Source organism: Stenotrophomonas sp. Steno-Z10-HUANG (genome assembly GCF_056393075.1).
Map to the genome: position 1 here is coordinate 131618 of NZ_JBWJPA010000008.1, position 17535 is coordinate 149152.

Here is a 17535-nt window from a genome sequence, read left to right on the forward strand (position 1 = left end):
TGCGATTGCGTTATGCAATCTATGGGTTGCATAACGCAAATGAAACCTATCGCTTGCCTTCCTTGGAGGCAAGGCATATGTTGCCCCCACCGTTCGTCCCCGGGGGCGCCTGCCATGACCGACAAACGCCACGCCATCCGTGCCGCCCATCAGCTGGGCCCGTTGATGCGGGCATTCCGCAGGCAGGCCGGGCTCAGCCAGGCCCAGTTGGGCGAGCGCCTCGGTATTTCCCGGCAAGCCATCACCGCGCTGGAGCGCGAGCCCGAGGCGGCCACCTTCGAGCGGCTGATGCGGGTATGGGCCGAGCTCGGTGTGGAGGTCTCGCTGCAACCACGTGGGCAGGAAACGCCAGACACCGGCCTGGAGTGGTGAGCCATGGGCGAACTGCGGGTCTGGATGAACGGCCTGGAAGTCGCTTCGTGGCAGGAGGGCGCACGCACCGGGGCACGGCTCACCTATCTCCCCACGTGGCTGGAATCCGAACAGCCGCGCCCGTTGTCGCTGTCGTTGCCGCTGCTGCCGGCCGGTGAAAGCCACCACGGCCCGCGGGTCACGGACTACTTCGACAACCTGCTGCCCGACAACAGCGCCATCCGCAACCGCATCCGCGACCGCTTCGGCATCCGCACATCGGGCACGTTCGACCTGCTGCAGGAAATCGGCCGCGACTGCGTGGGCGCCGTGCAGCTGCTTCCTCCCGGCGTGGTGCCGGAAGACATCCACCGTATCGATTGCACGCCGTTGAGCGATGCCCAGGTGGCGGACCGTCTGCAGGCGGTCACCAGCGGCGTGCTGCCGGGCCGGCACGTGGATGACGAGTTCCGCATCTCCATTGCCGGCGCGCAGGAAAAGACCGCCTTCCTGCGCCATCACGACCGCTGGTGCGTTCCCACCGGCAGCACGCCCAGCACGCACATCTTCAAGTTACCGATGGGGCTGGTCGGCAACATGCGGGCCGACATGCACGCATCGGTGGAGAACGAGTGGCTGTGCATGCAGCTGCTGGCGGCGTTCGGCATGCCTGTCGCCACCACCTCGATCGGCCGGTTCGGCGACCAGCGCGCCTTGATCGTGGAGCGCTTCGACCGCCGGCTTGCCCGCAACGGCCGCGGGTGGCTGCGGTTGCCGCAGGAGGACATGTGCCAGGCCTTCGGCCTGCCCTCCTCGCGCAAGTACGAAAGCGACGGCGGCCCGGGCATCGTGCCGATCATGGAACTGCTGCGCCAATCGGAACAGCCGCAGGACCGTGCCACCTTCTTCAAGACCCAGCTGCTGTTCTGGATGCTGGCCGCCACCGACGGGCACGCCAAGAATTTCAGTCTCCACATCGAGGCGGCGGGACGCTTCCGGCTGACGCCGATCTACGACGTCATCTCGACGTATCCGATCTTCGGCAACGGGCCGAACCATCTTTCCCCGCACAAGGCGGCGCTGGCAATGGCGGTGAGTGGCCGGAACCGGCATCGCCAGCTCCTGCACATCCGTCGCAGGCACTGGAACCAGACCGCACGTGTCTGTGGTGTCGCCAACGGCGCCGAACCGTGGATCGGTGACCTGCTGGAGCGCGTCGAGCCGGCCATCCAGACGGTTGAGGCAACGCTGCCGGCCGACTTCCCGGATCGGGTCGCCACCCCGGTCTTCGAGGGCCTGCGCCACGCCGCCGCGCGCCTGGCGCAGATGGCGCCGGACGATTGACCGCGACGCGCAGCGCTTCGGCGCGCGCGCCGCGCAACCGGGCCAACGCCATCAGCGCCGCGGCGCAAGAATCTTCGTCAGCAGGTCGGTGCGGCCGGCGATGCGGCGCAGGTGCGGGTAGCGCAGGCCGTCGCGGTAGTCGATGCGCACCGTGCGGAAGCTGTCGGCCTGGCGCACGATCAGTTCGACCGGGGAGCCGCCCTTCGCATCACTCACCGCCTGCTTCAGGCGCGCGCCGGTGTAGGCCAGGCCGTTGACCGCCACCACGGTGGCGTCTTTCGCCAGCCCGGCCTTGAATGCCGGGCTGTCCCAGCCCACCCATTGCAGCACGCCGTCGCTGCCGGCCTTCAGCCCCAGCGAGTACTGCAGGTCAACCAGGCCACCGGCCTCGCCGTCGGCGATCACTGGGTTCGCGGTCTCGCTGTAGTACAGCTCCCAGCCCGCGGCTTCCAGGCCGTCCGGCGCGCTGCCGTCACGCGCCTCCAGGCGCTGGCCGATGAAGGCGTCCCACGCGCCGGGCTGCAGCGCTTCCAGCGCCTGCATCACGTCGCTGCGGTCGTACAGGCGGATCTCGCCCTGCGCACCGCCCTGGTGGAAGCGGCGGGCGAAGTCGTCCAGCGCCACCCTGCCCTTGGACAGGGTGCGCAACCGCGCATCCACGCCCAGCCACAGCAGCGTGCTCTCGTTGTAGAACTCGAAGGCGCGCTGCCAGTCGGCCCATGCCTGCGGCCTGGAATTGAAATCGACGATGCCCTGGTGGACGGTGTCGTGCAGGTCGCGCCACTGCCGCCCGGGCTGGGTGGCGTAGTTGGCCTGCAACTGCGCCAGCATCGCCATGGCGTAGTCCGGCGCCCACAGGCCCGAACGCGCGGCCAGCACTACCGCCCAGTACTGGGTCTGGCCTTCGTACATCCACAGCTCGTCGTTGTGCATGGGCGCGTTGTAGTGCGGCACCCAAGTCGGGCGCGGCCGCCACGCCTTGCCGATCCACGCATGTGCGTATTCGTGCGGCAGCAGGTCGTTGTCGGTGTAGGGACGCTCGCCGCGCAGGTAGCCGTCGTGCATGCCGTTCTCGCTGGACTGCGCATGCTCCAGGCCGATGCCGCTGAACACGTCCGACACCGCCAGCAGGAAGTCGTAGCGCGTGTACGGGCGCGCGCCGAACACCTTGTCCGCTTCGTGCACCAGCGCGCGGTGCGCATCGAGCACCTTCGGCTCGGCCTGCAGGCCCTGCGGGTTCTCGGCGACCACGTCCAGCCACACCGGCCGGGCGGCCTTGTCGTCCAGCGCGAAGCGCCTGAACCAGCGCCCGGCGAATACCGGCGAATCGATCAGGGTCATCAGCGACACCGGCGCGTAATGCTCGACCGCGCCGTCGCGCCGGGTCACGTCCAGCGCAGTGCCGCTGCTCCAGCCCTCGGGCAGGCGCAGGGCCGGCTTGACCTGGATGCCGCGCGCATCGAAACCGGCCGGGTACAGCACCACGCGGTGCCACTGCAGGTCGAGCAGGTTGGGCGTCATCGCCACCCGGCCCTGGTCGGCGGCGGTGGGCGACAGGTACTGGAACTGGACGTCGAGCGCGTCCACGCCTTCCGGCACCTGCAGCCGGAAGGCGTACATGTCGCCGGAGTCGCGGGTCCACGGCAGCGGCTGGCCATTGCCGCGGATCACCAGCCCGGCCATCTGGTTGATCGGCCCGGTCGGCGCATGGTTGCCGGGTATCCACTGCGGGTACCACAGGGTCAACGGACCGGGCGACACCGGAATGCGCTGGCGCACGCGCTGGATGCGCCGTTCCAGGTCGCTGGCATCCACCTCCAGCTCGATCACGCCCGGGTAGCTTGCCTGCACCTGCATCGCCGCCTGCCGCGCCTGGCCGCCCTGCGCGTGCGCGCACGCCAGCGGCGCCAGCCCCAGCACCATCGCCAACCACCACTTGTGCGCGTACATCCGTTCCCCTGCCCCGTGTTGAAGTTTCCGCATCCTAGCCGTTCCGCAGCGGTGCCTGCTGCCACACCAGGGTGCGGTTGTTGGCCGGCATCGCCGCGTCCTCGAGCAGCTGCAGCCCGTGCGCGCGCGCCAGCGCGTCGACCGCTTCGAAATCGCGGATGCCCGAACGCGGGTCGCGCGCCTTCAGCCAGCCGTCGAAGACGCGGTTGCTGTCGCTGCTGAAGCCGCCACCGTAGTTGAACGGCCCATAGGCGATGAACCGCGCGCCGGGCGCCATCAGCGCGGGCAACCCGGCGAACAGTGCCTGCACCTGCTCCCAGCCCATGATGTGCAGCGTGTTGGCGGTGAACACCGCATCGAAACCGGCCACGCCGGCGGCCACCGGCAGCGCCGGTGCCGGCTGCAGCCCGGCGCCGGCCACCGCCTGCAGTTCCAGCGCGGCCGGGGTATTGGCCAGCGCGGCCTCGTCCAGCCACAGGCCGATGCCCGGCAGGTGGTCGCGGTGGTCGCTGGCCTGCCAGCGCAGCCACGGCATGGCCGCGGCGAAATACACCGCGTGCTGGCCGCTGCCGCTGCCGATCTCCAGCACGTTGCGGGCCTCGCCCAGGTGGCGGCGCAGCACCGCGAGGATCGGCTCGCGGTTGCGGTCGCAGGACGCGGCATGGGGTTTGGCGGTCATCGCGGCAGCGGCGGGCAGGGGACCCGGGCGATTGTGCCGGAGCGCGCATCGACGCCGCGCATGACCATGGTCACTTGTGCGCGCACCGTGTCGCGGCCGAGATTCGGTGGTTACGCGCGGTGCGCCCGCATCGCATCACCCAGGGAGTCCCGCATGCAACGCCGCCAGTTCCTCGCGCTTTCCGGCCTCGGCCTCGCCGGCATGATGTTGCCCAATGCGCGCCTGATCGCCGCCGAGGAACTGCTCGCGCCGGCCGACGTGGCGCGCAAGAAGGCACTGGCCGACAGCGTGCTGGCACTGGCGCGCAGGGGCGGCGCCAGCTATTGCGACGTGCGCATCGGCCGCTACCTCAACCAGGCCATCATCACCCGCGAGGACAAGGTCCAGAACGTCACCAACAGCGAGTCGGCGGGCGTCGGCATCCGGGTGATCGTCGACGGCGCCTGGGGCTTCGCCGCCAGCAACCAGTCCAGCGAACAGGGCGTGGCCGCGGCAGTGGCGCAGGCACTGGCGATCGCCCGTGCCAATGCGAAGATCCAGACCCGGCCGGTGCAGCTGGCGCCCACCCCCGGGGTGGGCGAGGTGCGCTGGCAGACGCCGATCCGCCGCAACGCGATGGCGGTGCCGGTCAAGGACAAGGTGGAGCTGCTGCTGGCGGTGAACGCCGCCGCGCTCAACGCCGGCGCCAGTTTCATCAACTCGCAGCTGTTCCTGGTCAACGAACAGAAGTACTTCGCTTCCAGCGACGGCTCGTGGATCGACCAGGACGTGCACCGCATCTGGCTGCCGTTCACCGCCACCGCGATCGACAAGGCCAGCGGCAAGTTCCGCACCCGCAATGGGCTGTCGGCGCCGGCCGGCATGGGCTGGGAGTTCCTCGACGGCGACGCCGCCGGCAAGTACCACCTGCCGGGTGGCGTGATCGGCTATGGCCACTCCTACGACCCGGTGGAGGACGCCATCGCCGCGGCCAGGCAGGCGCGCCAGAAGCTGACCGCGCCGTCGGTGAAGCCGGGCAAGTACGACCTGGTGCTGGACCCGTCCAACCTGTTCCTGACCATCCACGAGAACGTCGGCCACCCGCTGGAGCTGGACCGCGTGCTCGGCTACGAAGCCAACTACGCCGGCACCAGCTTCGCCACCCTGGACAAGCGCGAGGCCGGCTTCCGCTGGGGCAGCGACATCGTCAACTTCACCGCCGACAAGACCGAGCCCTACAGCCTGGGCGCGGTGGGCTACGACGACGAGGGCGTGAAGTGCCGGCGCTGGGACCTGGTGAAGGACGGCATCCTGGTCAACTACCAGGCCACCCGCGACGAGGTGCATATCCTTGGCGAGAACGCCTCGCACGGCTGCAGCTATGCCGATTCGTGGAAGAGCGTGCAGTTCCAGCGCATGGCCAATGTCTCACTGGCGCCGGGCAAGGTGCCGCTGACCCCGGCGCAGATGGTCAAGGACGTGGAGAACGGCATCTACATCCACGGCCGTGGCTCCTATTCCATCGACCAGCAGCGCTACAACGCGCAGTTCGGCGGCCAGCTCTGCTACCAGATCCGCAACGGCGAGATCACCGGCATGGTCGAGGATGCGGCCTACCAGATCCGCACGCCGGAGTTCTGGAACGCCTGCTCGGCGATCTGCGATGCGCGCGATTTCCGGCTCGGCGGCTCGTTCTTCGACGGCAAGGGCCAGCCGGGCCAGGTCTCGGCGGTATCGCACGGTTCGGCGACGACCCGCTTCGACGGCATCAACATCATCAATACCGCGCGCAGCCTGGGCTGAGCCCCGGCGCGCCAGGCCTGCGGGGGCCGGGGGCGGCGGCCACAGCGGTGAAGGCGGTACCGGTTCCTATGTCTAAAGTCACTACCGCGGCCAGCCGCGTCCCGCAAGAATCAAACGGTTCGCAGAGCACCGCGGAGCCACTGTCGTTCGTTGCCGTACCGCAACCGGAGAACTGCCTTGCAAAGACGTGACTTCCTCGCCCTGACCGGGCTTACCGCCGGCGGCCTGCTGGTGCCGTCGTTCTTCGGCAAGGCGATCGCCGCCGAACAACTGCTCACCGCGATCGACCCGGCGTTGAAGAAGCGCCTGGCCGACGATGCCATGAACGCGGCGCGCGCCGCCGGCGCCAGCTACTGCGACGTGCGCATCGGCCGCTACCTGCGCCAGTTCGTGATCACCCGCGAGGACAAGGTGCAGAACGTGGTCAACACCGAGTCCACCGGCGCCGGCATCCGCGTGATCGCCAACGGCGCCTGGGGCTTCGCCGCGACCAACGACCTGAGCCCGGCCGGCGTGGTCAAGGCCGCGCAGCAGGCCGCCGCCATCGCCAAGGCCAACGCCCGGGTGCAGACCGCGCCGGTGCAGTTCGCCAAGGCGCCGGGCTTCGGCGAGGTGAGCTGGCGCACGCCGATCCGCAAGAACGCGATGGAGGTGCCGATCAAGGACAAGGCCGACCTGCTGCTTGGGGTCAACGCCGCCGCGCTTGCCGCCGGCGCCAGCTTCGTCAACTCGATGCTGTTCCTGGTCAACGAGCAGAAGTACTTCGCGTCCACCGACGGCTCCTACATCGACCAGGACGTGCACCGCATCTGGGCGCCGATGTCGGTGACCGCCATCGACAAGTCCACCGGCAAGTTCCGCACCCGCGACGGCCTGTCCTCGCCGATGGGCATGGGCTTCGAGTACCTGGACGGCGACGCCGGCCAGAAGTTCGTGTCGCCCAACGGCGTGGTCAACTACGGGCTGTCCTACGACATGCGCGAAGACGCGGTCGCGGCCGCCCGCCAGGCGCAGGAGAAGCTCAAGGCGCCGTCGGTCAAGCCGGGCAAGTACGACCTGGTGCTGGACCCGTCGCACACCTGGCTGACCATCCACGAGTCGGTCGGCCACCCGCTGGAACTGGACCGCGTGCTCGGCTACGAGGCCAACTACGCCGGCACCAGCTTCGCCACCCTGGACAAGCGCGAACAGCATTTCCAGTACGGCAGCGACAAGGTCGACATCTTCGCCGACAAGACCCAGCCCGGCAGCCTCGGCGCGGTCGGTTACGACGACGAAGGGGTGAAGTGCAAGAAGTGGGACCTGATCCGCGAGGGCAAGCTGGTCGACTACCAGACCATCCGCGACCAGGCGCACATCCTCGGCAAGACCGAGTCCGACGGCTGCTGCTACGCCGATTCGTGGTCGAGCGTGCAGTTCCAGCGCATGGCCAACGTTTCGCTGGCGCCGGGCAAGACGCCGCTGAGCGTGGCCGACCTGATCAAGGACGTGGAGAACGGCATCTACATCATCGGCGACGGCTCGTTCTCGATCGACCAGCAGCGCTACAACGCGCAGTTCGGTGGCCAGCTGTTCTACGAGATCAAGAACGGCCAGATCACCCGCATGCTCGAGGACGTGGCCTACCAGATCCGCACGCCGGAGTTCTGGAACGCCTGCAGCGCGGTGGCCGACGAGCGCGACTACCGCCTGGGCGGTTCGTTCTTCGACGGCAAGGGCCAGCCGGGGCAGGTCTCGGCGGTGTCGCACGGCTCGTCCACCGCCCGTTTCGACGGCATCAACGTCATCAATACCGCGCGCAGCCTCGGCTGACCGTCCAAGGAGTTCCTGAGCAATGAGCATCTTCACCGAACAGCAGGCCAAGGCCATCCTGGACAAGGTCATCGCGCTGTCCAAGGCCGACGAATGCACCGCGACCCTGGCCGGCTCCATCGACGGCAACATCCGCTTCGCGCTGAACAACGTCTCCACCAGCGGCATGGTCACCAACGCCGAGCTGGCCGTGCAGGTGGCCTTCGGCAAGCGCGTGGGCACCGCTTCGATCAATGAGTTCGACGACGCCTCGCTGGAGCGCGTGGTGCGCCGCGCCGAGGATCTGGCGCGGCTGGCGCCGGAGAACCCGGAGTTCATGCCCATCATCGACAGGCAGGACTACAGGCCGAGCCCGACCTTCAGCGAGTACACCGCCGCCATCGACCCGGAGTTCCGCGCCAAGGTCGCCGCTGATTCCATCGCGCCGTGCCGCGGCCACGGCCTGGTCGCCGCCGGCTTCCTCGAGGACAGCCGCGGCTTCGTCGCCATCGCCAACAGCAAGGGCAACTTCGGCTACCAGCGCACCACCTCGTTCGACTACACCTGCACGGTGCGCACCGAGGACGGCCGCGGCTCGGGCTGGGTCGGGCGCAACCTGAAGGACGCGGCCGACTTCCACGCCGACCAGGAGATCGAGATCGCCAAGCGCAAGGCGATCGAATCGGCTGAAGCCAAGGCGCTGGAACCGGGCAAGTACACGGTGATCCTGGAGCCGGCCGCGGCCGCCGGCCTGATCAGCTTCATGATGAACTTCTTCGACGCGCGTTCGGCCGACGAGGGCCGCAGCTTCCTGTCCAGGAAGGGCGGCGGCAACAAGCTCGGCGAGCAGGTCTACGACCCGCAGGTGAACATGTTCGCCGACCCGTGGCACCCGGACGCGCCGGTGCTGCCGTGGGACGGCGAAGGCATGCCGCGCGAGCGCATGGCGATCATCGAGAACGGCAAGGTCGCCAACCTGAACTACTCGCGCTACTGGGCGCAGAAGCAGGGCAAGACCGCCAATGCGCGGCCGGGCAACCTGCTGATGAGCGGCGGCAGCAAGTCGATCGCCGAGCTGGTCAAGGGCACGCAGAAGGGCATCCTGCTCACCCGCACCTGGTACATCCGCCTGGTCGACCCGCAGACCGTGCTGCTGACCGGCCTGACCCGCGACGGCACGTTCTACATCGAGAACGGCCAGATCAAGCACCCGGTGAAGAATTTCCGCTTCAACGAATCGCCGGTGATCATGCTCAACAACATCGACGAGCTGGGCAAGCCCGTGCGCGTGGCCGGCGACGAGTCCAGTTTCGTGATGATGATCCCGCCGATGCGGCTGCGCGATTTCACCTTCACCTCGCTGTCCGACGCGGTCTAGGCAGGCCTGCTTCGCGGGCCTTGCCCGCCCCCGGTCGCGCTGGCGCGAAACCGGGGGCCCCGCGCCCCGCTCCTGCCAGCGCCCCCGCGGCTGTCGCCGCGCCCCCCTTTACCCGGAGGGGGGCCCTGTCCCGAGATGTTCCCGCCTTTGTCACCGTCCCGGCTAACGCGTGCGCAATTCCTCCACCTGCTGCTCGGCGGCGCGGTGGCGGCCACGTTGCCCGGCAGGGCGCGCGCGCAGGCCAGCCGCTACGATTTCTGGTTCACGCGGCTCAAGTACGACTCCGGCGACTGGGACGTGGACGCGCGCATGCCTTCCAACCTGATCACCTCGCTGATCGACTACACCACGCTGCGCGTCGACCCTGTCGAGCATGTCATCGCGCTGTCCGACCCGAAGATGCTGCGCGCGCCGTTCTGCTACCTGGCCGGGCACAAGCTGGTCGAGTTCAATCCGGACGAGCGCCGCAACTTCGAGCGCTACGTGCGCAACGGCGGCTTCGTGCTGGTGGACGACTGCAACCACGACATCGACGGCCTGTTCGCCACTTCGTTCGAGGCGCAGATGCGCGCCATCTTCGGCGCCGGCGCGCTGGCCAAGCTGCCCAACACTCACCCGCTGTACCGCAGCTTCTTCCGCTTTCCCGACGGCCCGCCGGCGACCACGTTCGAACTGAACGGCTGGGGCGACGACCTGGTGCACGACTACCTGAAGGGCATCGAGATCGACGGCCGCCTGGGCGTGCTCTACAGCAACAAGGACTACGGCTGCGAATGGGACTACGACTGGCGCAACAAACGCTTCCTGGCCGAAGACAACACCAAGTTCGGCGTGAACATCGTGATGTACGCACTGACGCACTGACTCCATTGGTGACCGCATGAACACCCCCGTCCACGATCTCGACTCCCTGCTGCCCCGCCTGGGCGAACTGCGCGGCGCGCTGGCGCAGGCGGTGGTCGGCCAGCAGGAAGTGGTCGAGCAGCTGCTGATCGGCCTGCTCGCCGGCGGCCATTGCCTGCTCGAGGGCGCGCCCGGGCTGGGCAAGACGCTGCTGGTGCGCTCGCTCGGCCAGGCCCTGGAACTGCAGTTCCGGCGCGTGCAGTTCACCCCCGACCTGATGCCCAGCGACATCCTCGGCACCGAGCTGCTGGAGGAAGACCACGGCACCGGCAAGCGTGCATTCCGCTTCCAGCGCGGGCCGGTGTTCACCAACCTGCTGCTGGCCGACGAGCTCAACCGCACCCCGCCCAAGACCCAGGCCGCACTGCTGGAGGCGATGCAGGAGCACACCGTCAGTTACGCCGGCACCACCTACGCGTTGCCCGCGCCGTTCTTCGTGCTGGCCACCCAGAACCCGATCGAGCAGGCCGGCACCTATCCGCTGCCGGAAGCGCAGCTGGACCGCTTTCTGCTGCACGTGCGCGTGGATTACCCGAGCGAGGCCGAGGAGCGCGACATCCTGGCGCAGACCACCGGCCGCGGTGGCGGCGCGGTGCCCAAGGTGATGGATGCCGACGCGGTGCTGGCGCTGCAGTCGGCGGTGCGCGACGTGCATGTCGGCGCCGACCTGCTGACCTGGATCACCCGGCTGGTGCGCGCCAGCCGCCCGGGCGACGGCGCGCCGGCCGAAGTGAACAACTGGATCAAATGGGGCGCCGGCCCGCGCGCCGGGCAGTCGCTGGTGCTGGCGTCCAAGGCGCGCGCGCTGCTGCATGGGCGCTTCGCCGCCACCCGCGAGGACGTGCAGGCACTGGCCGCGCCGGTGATGCGCCACCGCCTGCTGCTGTCCTTCGCCGCCGAGGCCGAGCAGAAGAGCGCCGACGACGTGATCGCCGCGCTGCTGCGCGCGGTGCCGTTGTCCACCTGATCCAGACCGGCCCGAGCCCCGCCCGCACCCACCTTGGCCGCCACCGCGCCACCGCTGATTCCCGCCGACGTGCGCAGCCGCCTGCGCGGCCTGCGGCTGCTGCCGCAACGGGCCAGCGGCAGCCGCGGTATCGGAGTGCACGCCAGCCGCAGCCGCGGCGCCGGGCTCGAGTTCGCGCAGTACCGTGCCTACGAGCCCGGCGACGAGCCGCGCCAGATCGACTGGAAGCTCTACGCGCGCTCGGACCGCTTCTTCGTGCGCGAATCCGAACGCGAAAGCCCGCTCACGGTATGGCTGCTGCTCGATACCAGCGCCTCGATGGCGCAGGCCGACCAGGCGCGGCGCGACTGGACCCGCCTGCAGGCCGCCTGCGCCCTGGCCGCGTGCGTGGCGCAATTGGCGCTGCAGCAGGGCGACGCCTTCGGCCTGATCGCCATCGGCGGCGACGGCGTGCGCCTGGTCCCGGCCGGCCATGGCCTGCGCCAGCGCGACCGCGTGCATCTGCAGCTGCATGCCCTGCGCGCGCAGGGCCGGTGGCCGGCGCACGCAACGCTGGCGCCGGTATGGGAACGCATCGCCGGCAACGACCTGGTGGTGATGATCGGCGACGGCTTCGACGACACCGCCATCGCCCTGGCCGAACGCCTGGCCCGGGCCGGCCGCGATGTCGTGCACCTGCAGCTGCTGACCGCCGAGGAGCGCGACTTCCCGTTCCGCGACGGCCATCGTTTCCGCGACCCGGAAACCGGCGATGAACTGCTCGGCGACGGCGCCCTGCTGCGTGCCGGTTACCTGGCGCGCTTCGCCGAGGCGCGGCGCACGCTGGATGCACGGCTGCAGGCCGCGGGCATCCGCCATGACACCGGCTTCCTCGACGAGCCCATCGACGCCCCGCTGCAACGCCTGGCCGGTGGCCGCGGAGGCAGCGGCGCATGAGCCTGGTGTGGCTGTTCCCCGCGGGGCTGGCCGCGCTGGCGGCGCTGCTGCTGCCGTTGCTGATCCACCTGGCGCGGCGCGACGAGCAGCGGCTGATCGATTTCGCCGCGCTGCGCTGGCTGTCGGCCAGGCCACGCCCGCGCCGGCGCATCCGCTTCGACGACTGGCCGCTGCTGCTGGTGCGGCTGCTGCTGCTCGCGCTGCTGGCGGTGCTGCTGGCGCGGCCGGCGCTGCACGGCGTCGAGGACGATGCGCCGCGCGTCGCCGTGGCGCCCGGCGTGGACATCGCCGCCGCGCGCGGCGCGACGGGCAGCGGTGACGCGCGCTGGCTGTGGCTGGCGCCGGGCTTCCCCGCGGTCGATGCGGGCGCCGCGCCCCCGCCCGCGCAGCCGCTCGCCAGCCTGCTGCGCGAACTGGATGCGACGCTGCCGGCCGGCGCGCCGCTCACCGTGGTCGTGCCGTCGGTGCTGGACGGACTAGACGCGCAGCTGCCGCGGTTGTCACGCGCGGTACGCTGGCAGGTCGTCGCGGCCGCGCCGCCCGCCGCCGCTGCCACCGCCGCGCCGGCACCGCGCCTGCACATCCGCCATGACCCCGCCGGCGCCAGCGCCCTGCCGTGGCTGCGGGCCGTCGGCCAGGCATGGAACGCCGCCACGCCGGCGGACATCGGCGGCGACGACCAGCCCTTCACCGACGACGCGGGCGTGCGCGTCTGGCTGTCGGCCAGACCGGTTCCCGCCGCCGTGCAGGCATGGGCGCGCGCGGGCGGCCGGTTGCTGGTCGATGCGCGCACGCCGCTGCCGGCCGACACCCAGCGCCTGCCGGTCTGGCACGACGACAGCGGCGCGCCGGTGATCGAACAGGTGGCCGGCGGCGGTGGACGCTGGCTGCGCTGGGCCGCGCCGCTGCAGCCGGCCACCCTGCCGGTGCTGCTGGACGCCGGGTTCCCGCAGCACCTGCGCGACGTGCTGCAGGCGCCGCCGGCACCGACGCGGGCGCTGGCCGCGGCCATGGCGCCGGGCCGCGGCGCGGCCGCCTGGCCGCAGCCGGCGTACGAACCCGTGCCGTGGCTGGCCGCCGCCATCGCCCTGCTGTTCCTGCTGGAACGCTGGCTCGCCAGCGCGCGCCGGCGCCGGGGGCCGCCATGAACCCGCAGGCCCTGCTGCGTGGCGCGCGGCGCCGGGTATTGCTGATCGTCCTGGCCGGCGGCGTGCCGCTGGCACTGGCGGCGGGCGCGCTCGCGATGCGCCTGGCCGGTTTCGACGCCGGCAGCGTGGCCCTCACCCTGGCGCTGCTCGCCGTCGCCACTGTCGCCACCTGGCGCGCACGGCGCCTGGACACCCGCTGGCTGATCGCGCGCCTGGACCAGCAACCGCGCCTGGAGGACAGCGCCGACCTGCTGTTCGCCGCGCCGGAAACGCTGAACCCGCTGCAGCAGCGCCAGCGCGCGCGCATCGAACAGCGCCTGCGCGCGGCGCCGCCCGACCTGCGCCCACGCTGGCCGTGGCCGCGCTTGGCCGCGTGCTTCGGCGCCGCACTGCTGGTCGCCGCCGCCGCACTGCTGTGGCCGCGCACTGCCGCGGTGGTCGCGGGCGGCCACGATGCCTCCGCGACTGCCGCTGCCCCATCCGCGCCGCCCGCGCTGCGCGGCACGCGGCTGCAGGTGACGCCGCCCGCCTATACCGGCCAGCCCACCAGCGCCGGCGCGAAGCTCGACGCGCGCGCCCTGCAGGGCAGCCGCCTGCACTGGCAACTGCGCTTCGCACCGCAGCCGCAACAGGCATGGCTGCAGTTCCACGATGGCCGCCGGCTGCCGCTGCAGCGCGACGGCGACCACTGGCAGACCCGCGAAACCCTGCAGCGCTCCGGCCTGTACCGCATCGCCACCGAACCGGCGCTGGCCGGGGCCGGGCGCGCGTGGCGGCTGGAGGTGGTGCCGGACCGGCCGCCGCAGGTGAAGGTGATCGAACCGGTGCAGACGCTGACCCGCGCCGCGCCGCGCCAGCGCCGCTGGCCGCTGCGGTTCGAAGCGCGCGACGATTTCGGCGTCGCCGCCGGCGCGGTGCTGGAGCTCACCACCGCCAAGGGCAGCGGCGAGAACATCGACTTCCAGCAGCGCCGCATCGAGCTGGCCGGCAGTGGCCCGGCCACCGCGCGCCGTTTCGCCTACGACGTCGACCTGGCGGCGCTGGGCGTCGGCCCCGGCGACGAGGTGGTGGCGCGCCTGGGCGTGCGCGACAACCGCGCGCCGCAGCCGCAGGAAGCGCGCAGCCCCAGCCTGATCCTGCGCCTGCCCAGCGCGCAGGAAGTGCAGACCAGCGACCTGGAAGGCGCAATCAAGAAAGTGATGCCGGCCTATTTCCGCAGCCAGCGCCAGATCATCATCGACGCCGAGGCATTGCTGAAGCAGCGCGGCGCGCTCGATGCCGACACCTTCACCCGGCGGGCCGATGCCATCGGCGTGGACCAGCGCATCCTGCGCCTGCGCTATGGCCAGTTCCTCGGCGAGGAGGCCGAGGGCGGCGCCAAACCGCCGCCAACCAGCGACAGCGCGCCCACCGGCGACACCGCGGCCAGTGAGCACGCGCACGACGATGGCCATGACCATGGCGAGGCCGGCGACGGCAGCGCAGCGGCGTTCGGCAGCGCCACCGACGTACTCGCCGAGTACGGCCATACCCACGACCACGCCGAGGCCGCCACCCTGCTGGATCCGCAGACCCGCGCCATCCTCAAGGCCGCGCTCGACCAGATGTGGCAGTCCGAAGGGCACCTGCGCCAGGGCCATCCCGACCAGGCGCTGCCCTACGCCTACAAGGCGCTGGGTTTCATCAAGCAGGTGCAGCAGGCCGAGCGCGTCTACCTGGCGCGGGTCGGCCCCGAGCTGCCGCCGATCGACCTGGCGCGGCGCATGGGCGGCAAGCGCGACGGGCTGGGCAACCGCGGCCTGCAGCTGCCGCCACGCAAGCCCGGCGACCGCACCCCGGTGGACGCATGGCGGGCGCTGGCGGCGGCGGACGCGGCGGTCGACCTGGACGCGCTCTCGCGCTGGCTCGATGCGCATCCGCAGACGGTGCCCGACCCGCTCGACATCGCCGCCGCCATCGACGCACTGCGCCAGCAACCGGATTGCCATGCCTGCCGCCAGCGCCTGCGCGACCAGCTGTGGCCGGCGCTGCCGCGCGCCCCCGGGCCGCCGGCGCGGCGCGATGCCGCCGACGCCATGGGCCGTCGCTACCTGGATGCCCTGGCCGCACCGCAGGAGACCGCGCGATGAGTGCCTGGCTGCCGTTGGGGGTCATCGCCCTGGCCGTACTGCTCGCCAGCCTGCGCCTGTGCCTGCCGCCACGACCGCCGCGCGCACGCCTGGCAGTGCAGCTGGTGCTGCAGCTGGCGGCGGCGCTGCTGCTCGGGCTGGCGCTGTTCCCGCCACGCCAGGCGGTGCCTGCCGATACGCTGCTGGTCGCCACCGCCGGCACGCGCGCGGCGGAGCTGGCGGCGGTTCGTGCCGCCATCCGGGTACGCCTGCCGGAAGCGCCGGCGCTGGCGGGGGTGGAGCGGGTACCCGACCTGGCCACCGCCCTGCGCCAGCACCCTGGCACCCGCGAACTGGTCATCGTCGGCCAGGGCCTGCCGGCGCGCGACCGCGATGCCACACTGCCGCCGCTGCGCTTCCTGCCCGGTGCCGCGCCGCAGGGCCTGGTCGAACTGCAGGCGCCGCCACCGCTCGCCGCGGGCGCGCGCTTCGAGGTGGGCGCACGCGTGCACGGCCTGCCGCAGGCGCGGGTGGAGCTGCTCGACCCGGCCGGGCATCGCGTCGCCCTCGCCGCCCCCGGTGACGGCGGTCGCGTCCGCCTGGCGGCCAGCGCGCGCGACGCCGGCGACGTCGAGTTCACCCTGCGCGTGCTCGACCGCGAGGGCAGGCGGCTCGACCAGGTACCGGTGCCGGTGCGCGTGCGCCCGCTGCCGGCGCCCACGCTGCGCCTGCTGGCCGGCGCCCCGGGGCCGGAACTGAAGTACCTGCAGCGCTGGGCCGCCGACAGCGGCGCCACCGTGCAGACCGGCATCCATGTCGGTGGCGGGGTGCAGCTGGGCGATGCACCGGCGGCGATCGAGCCGGCCAGCCTCGCCCGGCTCGACCTGCTGCTGCTCGACGAGCGCCGCCTGGCGGCGCTGTCCTCGGCGCAGCGCGCGGCCATCGCCGCGGCGATGCGCGACGGCCTCGGCGTGCTGGTGCGCATGGGCGGCGCGCTGGACGCCAATGCCAGGCGCACCCTGCGCGACTGGGGGCTGGAGGTGCGCGGTGGCGAACGGACCGCCACGCTGAAGCTGCGCGATGCCGATACGGGCGCGGATGCGGATGCAGATACTGACGGTGGGCGCGCGCCCGCGGCGCCGGCCATCGAGCGCTTCGACCTGGCGTTCGCCAATCCCGGCGTGGTGCCGCTGCTGCGCGCCGCCGACGGCAGCGCGATCGGCGGCTGGCGCGCCGTCGGCCGCGGCCGCATCGGCCTGTTGCCAGTCGCCGACAGCTACACCCTGGTGCTGGCCGGCCACGCCGACACCCATGCCGAACTGTGGAACCAGGTGCTGGCGGTGCTGGCGCGGCCGCTGCCGGCATCGCCGCTGGCACGGCTGCCCGCCTGGGCCTGGGCCGGTGAGCGCACCGCGCTGTGCGGGCTGCCCGACGGCACCCGGATCGAAGCCCCCGATGGCGGCACGACCCCCCTGCTGGCCGATCCACGCGCCGGCAACTGCAGCGGCTGGTGGCCGCGGCAGGCCGGCTGGCACCGCGTCGTCGCCGGCGATACCAGCGCCGGGATACGGGTCATCGCCCCGGCCGACGCACGCGCCCTGCACGCGCAGGCCACGCGCGAGGCCACTTCAGCCTTGCGCGGCAGCACCGGAATTACCGCAGCATCCGCGCTGCCGGTGCCCGGCCCCCGCTGGCCGTGGCTGCTGGGCTTCATTGGCGTGGCGGCACTGCTGTGGTGGCTGGAGCGGCGGCGCCCGGCTGTCATCCGCCGTGCCACAGGCGCGCCGTAGGCCGCGACCGGTGCTTCCGCGGGGTCTCCGGCGACGCCCTGCGGCGCCCTGCGATCGCTGGCCATGACCGCCCGGCGGCGTCACCGCGCGCGGGGAGCAGCAGCCAGCGGTACGGCGTCGTGCCCGGGTATTCCCCCGGCCGGAGCGCCATCCGGGCGATGCCCCGGGGTCGCCAACTCCCGCAGCGGCGCGGCAGGGTGGCGTCGCTGTTGCGGTGGCGTGCTTTTGCCTCAGATTGGCGGACAGAGGCCCGCTTCCCCGCGCACCGCGTACCGGTCGGCGGGTCGGCGGGTCGGCGGGTCGGCGGGTCGATGATCCCGGCATCGGATGCAACCCGCAGCACGTTACTGTGCGCCGGCCTTCAGCTCACGGGTGCCGCACCCGCCGCCGGATCGCACCCGTCCGGCT

General features: G+C 71.6%; 13 protein-coding genes. 11 read left to right on the forward strand and 2 right to left on the reverse strand.

Going from position 1 to position 17535, the window contains the following annotated elements:
* Positions 1 to 114: 114 nt before the first annotated feature.
* On the forward strand, positions 115 to 372 hold the full coding sequence (locus tag AC06E6_RS12185; protein ID WP_104940062.1) for a helix-turn-helix domain-containing protein: 258 nt from the start codon (positions 115 to 117) through the stop codon (positions 370 to 372).
* Positions 373 to 375: 3 nt separating this feature from the next.
* The gene (locus AC06E6_RS12190; RefSeq protein WP_240213184.1) at positions 376 to 1695 is read left to right on the forward strand and encodes a type II toxin-antitoxin system HipA family toxin; all 1320 of its coding nucleotides are present in this window, start codon (positions 376 to 378) and stop codon (positions 1693 to 1695) included.
* Between the two features lie 51 nt (positions 1696 to 1746).
* On the opposite strand, the gene AC06E6_RS12195 is transcribed toward AC06E6_RS12190, so the two are convergent.
* On the reverse strand, positions 1747 to 3645 hold the full coding sequence (locus AC06E6_RS12195) for a M61 family metallopeptidase (RefSeq protein WP_240213185.1): 1899 nt from the start codon (positions 3643 to 3645) through the stop codon (positions 1747 to 1749).
* A gap of 34 nt (positions 3646 to 3679) precedes the next feature.
* Positions 3680 to 4324, reverse strand: a complete 645-nt coding sequence (locus AC06E6_RS12200; protein ID WP_104937670.1) for a DUF938 domain-containing protein — start codon at positions 4322 to 4324, stop codon at positions 3680 to 3682.
* 153 nt (positions 4325 to 4477) lie between these two features.
* Here AC06E6_RS12200 and AC06E6_RS12205 point away from each other — a divergent pair, with 153 nt between their 5' ends.
* The 9 genes from AC06E6_RS12205 to AC06E6_RS12245 all read left to right on the forward strand — a co-directional run bounded on the left by AC06E6_RS12205 (position 4478) and on the right by AC06E6_RS12245 (position 17127).
* Positions 4478 to 6106 (forward strand): TldD/PmbA family protein, encoded by a 1629-nt coding sequence (locus AC06E6_RS12205; RefSeq protein WP_240213186.1) that lies wholly within the window; start codon positions 4478 to 4480, stop codon positions 6104 to 6106.
* 177 nt (positions 6107 to 6283) lie between these two features.
* A complete protein-coding gene (locus AC06E6_RS12210; RefSeq protein WP_104937668.1) occupies positions 6284 to 7918 on the forward strand; it encodes a TldD/PmbA family protein in 1635 nt (544 codons plus the stop codon).
* A gap of 22 nt (positions 7919 to 7940) precedes the next feature.
* Positions 7941 to 9275 (forward strand): TldD/PmbA family protein, encoded by a 1335-nt coding sequence (locus tag AC06E6_RS12215; protein ID WP_478061519.1) that lies wholly within the window; start codon positions 7941 to 7943, stop codon positions 9273 to 9275.
* 135 nt (positions 9276 to 9410) lie between these two features.
* Positions 9411 to 10139, forward strand: a complete 729-nt coding sequence (locus tag AC06E6_RS12220; protein ID WP_161614995.1) for a DUF4159 domain-containing protein — start codon at positions 9411 to 9413, stop codon at positions 10137 to 10139.
* Between the two features lie 16 nt (positions 10140 to 10155).
* Positions 10156 to 11145, forward strand: coding sequence for an AAA family ATPase (locus tag AC06E6_RS12225; protein WP_104937665.1), 990 nt, complete (start codon positions 10156 to 10158; stop codon positions 11143 to 11145).
* A 33-nt stretch (positions 11146 to 11178) separates the two neighbouring features.
* Entirely contained in the window at positions 11179 to 12081 is a 903-nt protein-coding gene (locus tag AC06E6_RS12230) for a DUF58 domain-containing protein (RefSeq protein ID WP_313233143.1), read from the forward strand.
* Positions 12078 to 13229, forward strand: a complete 1152-nt coding sequence (locus AC06E6_RS12235) for a BatA domain-containing protein (protein ID WP_427852427.1) — start codon at positions 12078 to 12080, stop codon at positions 13227 to 13229. The genes AC06E6_RS12230 and AC06E6_RS12235 overlap by 4 nt, the downstream gene beginning before the upstream one ends.
* The gene (locus AC06E6_RS12240) at positions 13226 to 15358 is read left to right on the forward strand and encodes a DUF4175 domain-containing protein (RefSeq protein ID WP_240213190.1); all 2133 of its coding nucleotides are present in this window, start codon (positions 13226 to 13228) and stop codon (positions 15356 to 15358) included. Before AC06E6_RS12235 ends, AC06E6_RS12240 begins: the two co-directional genes overlap by 4 nt.
* Positions 15355 to 17127 (forward strand): carboxypeptidase regulatory-like domain-containing protein, encoded by a 1773-nt coding sequence (locus tag AC06E6_RS12245; RefSeq protein ID WP_240213191.1) that lies wholly within the window; start codon positions 15355 to 15357, stop codon positions 17125 to 17127. The genes AC06E6_RS12240 and AC06E6_RS12245 overlap by 4 nt, the downstream gene beginning before the upstream one ends.
* Positions 17128 to 17535 lie beyond the last annotated feature (408 nt).

What these genes read in the sequence shown, in the direction of transcription:
- AC06E6_RS12245 (WP_240213191.1), top strand. Translation starts at nt 15,355, where the DNA reads ATGAGTGCCTGGCTGCCGTTGGGGGTCATCGCCCTGGCCGTACTGCTC.
- AC06E6_RS12215 (WP_478061519.1), top strand. Translation starts at nt 7,941, where the DNA reads ATGAGCATCTTCACCGAACAGCAGGCCAAGGCCATCCTGGACAAGGTC.
- AC06E6_RS12235 (WP_427852427.1), top strand. Translation starts at nt 12,078, where the DNA reads ATGAGCCTGGTGTGGCTGTTCCCCGCGGGGCTGGCCGCGCTGGCGGCG.
- AC06E6_RS12225 (WP_104937665.1), top strand. Translation starts at nt 10,156, where the DNA reads ATGAACACCCCCGTCCACGATCTCGACTCCCTGCTGCCCCGCCTGGGC.
- AC06E6_RS12200 (WP_104937670.1), bottom strand. Translation starts at nt 4,324, where the DNA reads ATGACCGCCAAACCCCATGCCGCGTCCTGCGACCGCAACCGCGAGCCG.
- AC06E6_RS12190 (WP_240213184.1), top strand. Translation starts at nt 376, where the DNA reads ATGGGCGAACTGCGGGTCTGGATGAACGGCCTGGAAGTCGCTTCGTGG.
- AC06E6_RS12205 (WP_240213186.1), top strand. Translation starts at nt 4,478, where the DNA reads ATGCAACGCCGCCAGTTCCTCGCGCTTTCCGGCCTCGGCCTCGCCGGC.
- AC06E6_RS12185 (WP_104940062.1), top strand. Translation starts at nt 115, where the DNA reads ATGACCGACAAACGCCACGCCATCCGTGCCGCCCATCAGCTGGGCCCG.
- AC06E6_RS12195 (WP_240213185.1), bottom strand. Translation starts at nt 3,645, where the DNA reads ATGTACGCGCACAAGTGGTGGTTGGCGATGGTGCTGGGGCTGGCGCCG.
- AC06E6_RS12220 (WP_161614995.1), top strand. Translation starts at nt 9,411, where the DNA reads ATGTTCCCGCCTTTGTCACCGTCCCGGCTAACGCGTGCGCAATTCCTC.
- AC06E6_RS12240 (WP_240213190.1), top strand. Translation starts at nt 13,226, where the DNA reads ATGAACCCGCAGGCCCTGCTGCGTGGCGCGCGGCGCCGGGTATTGCTG.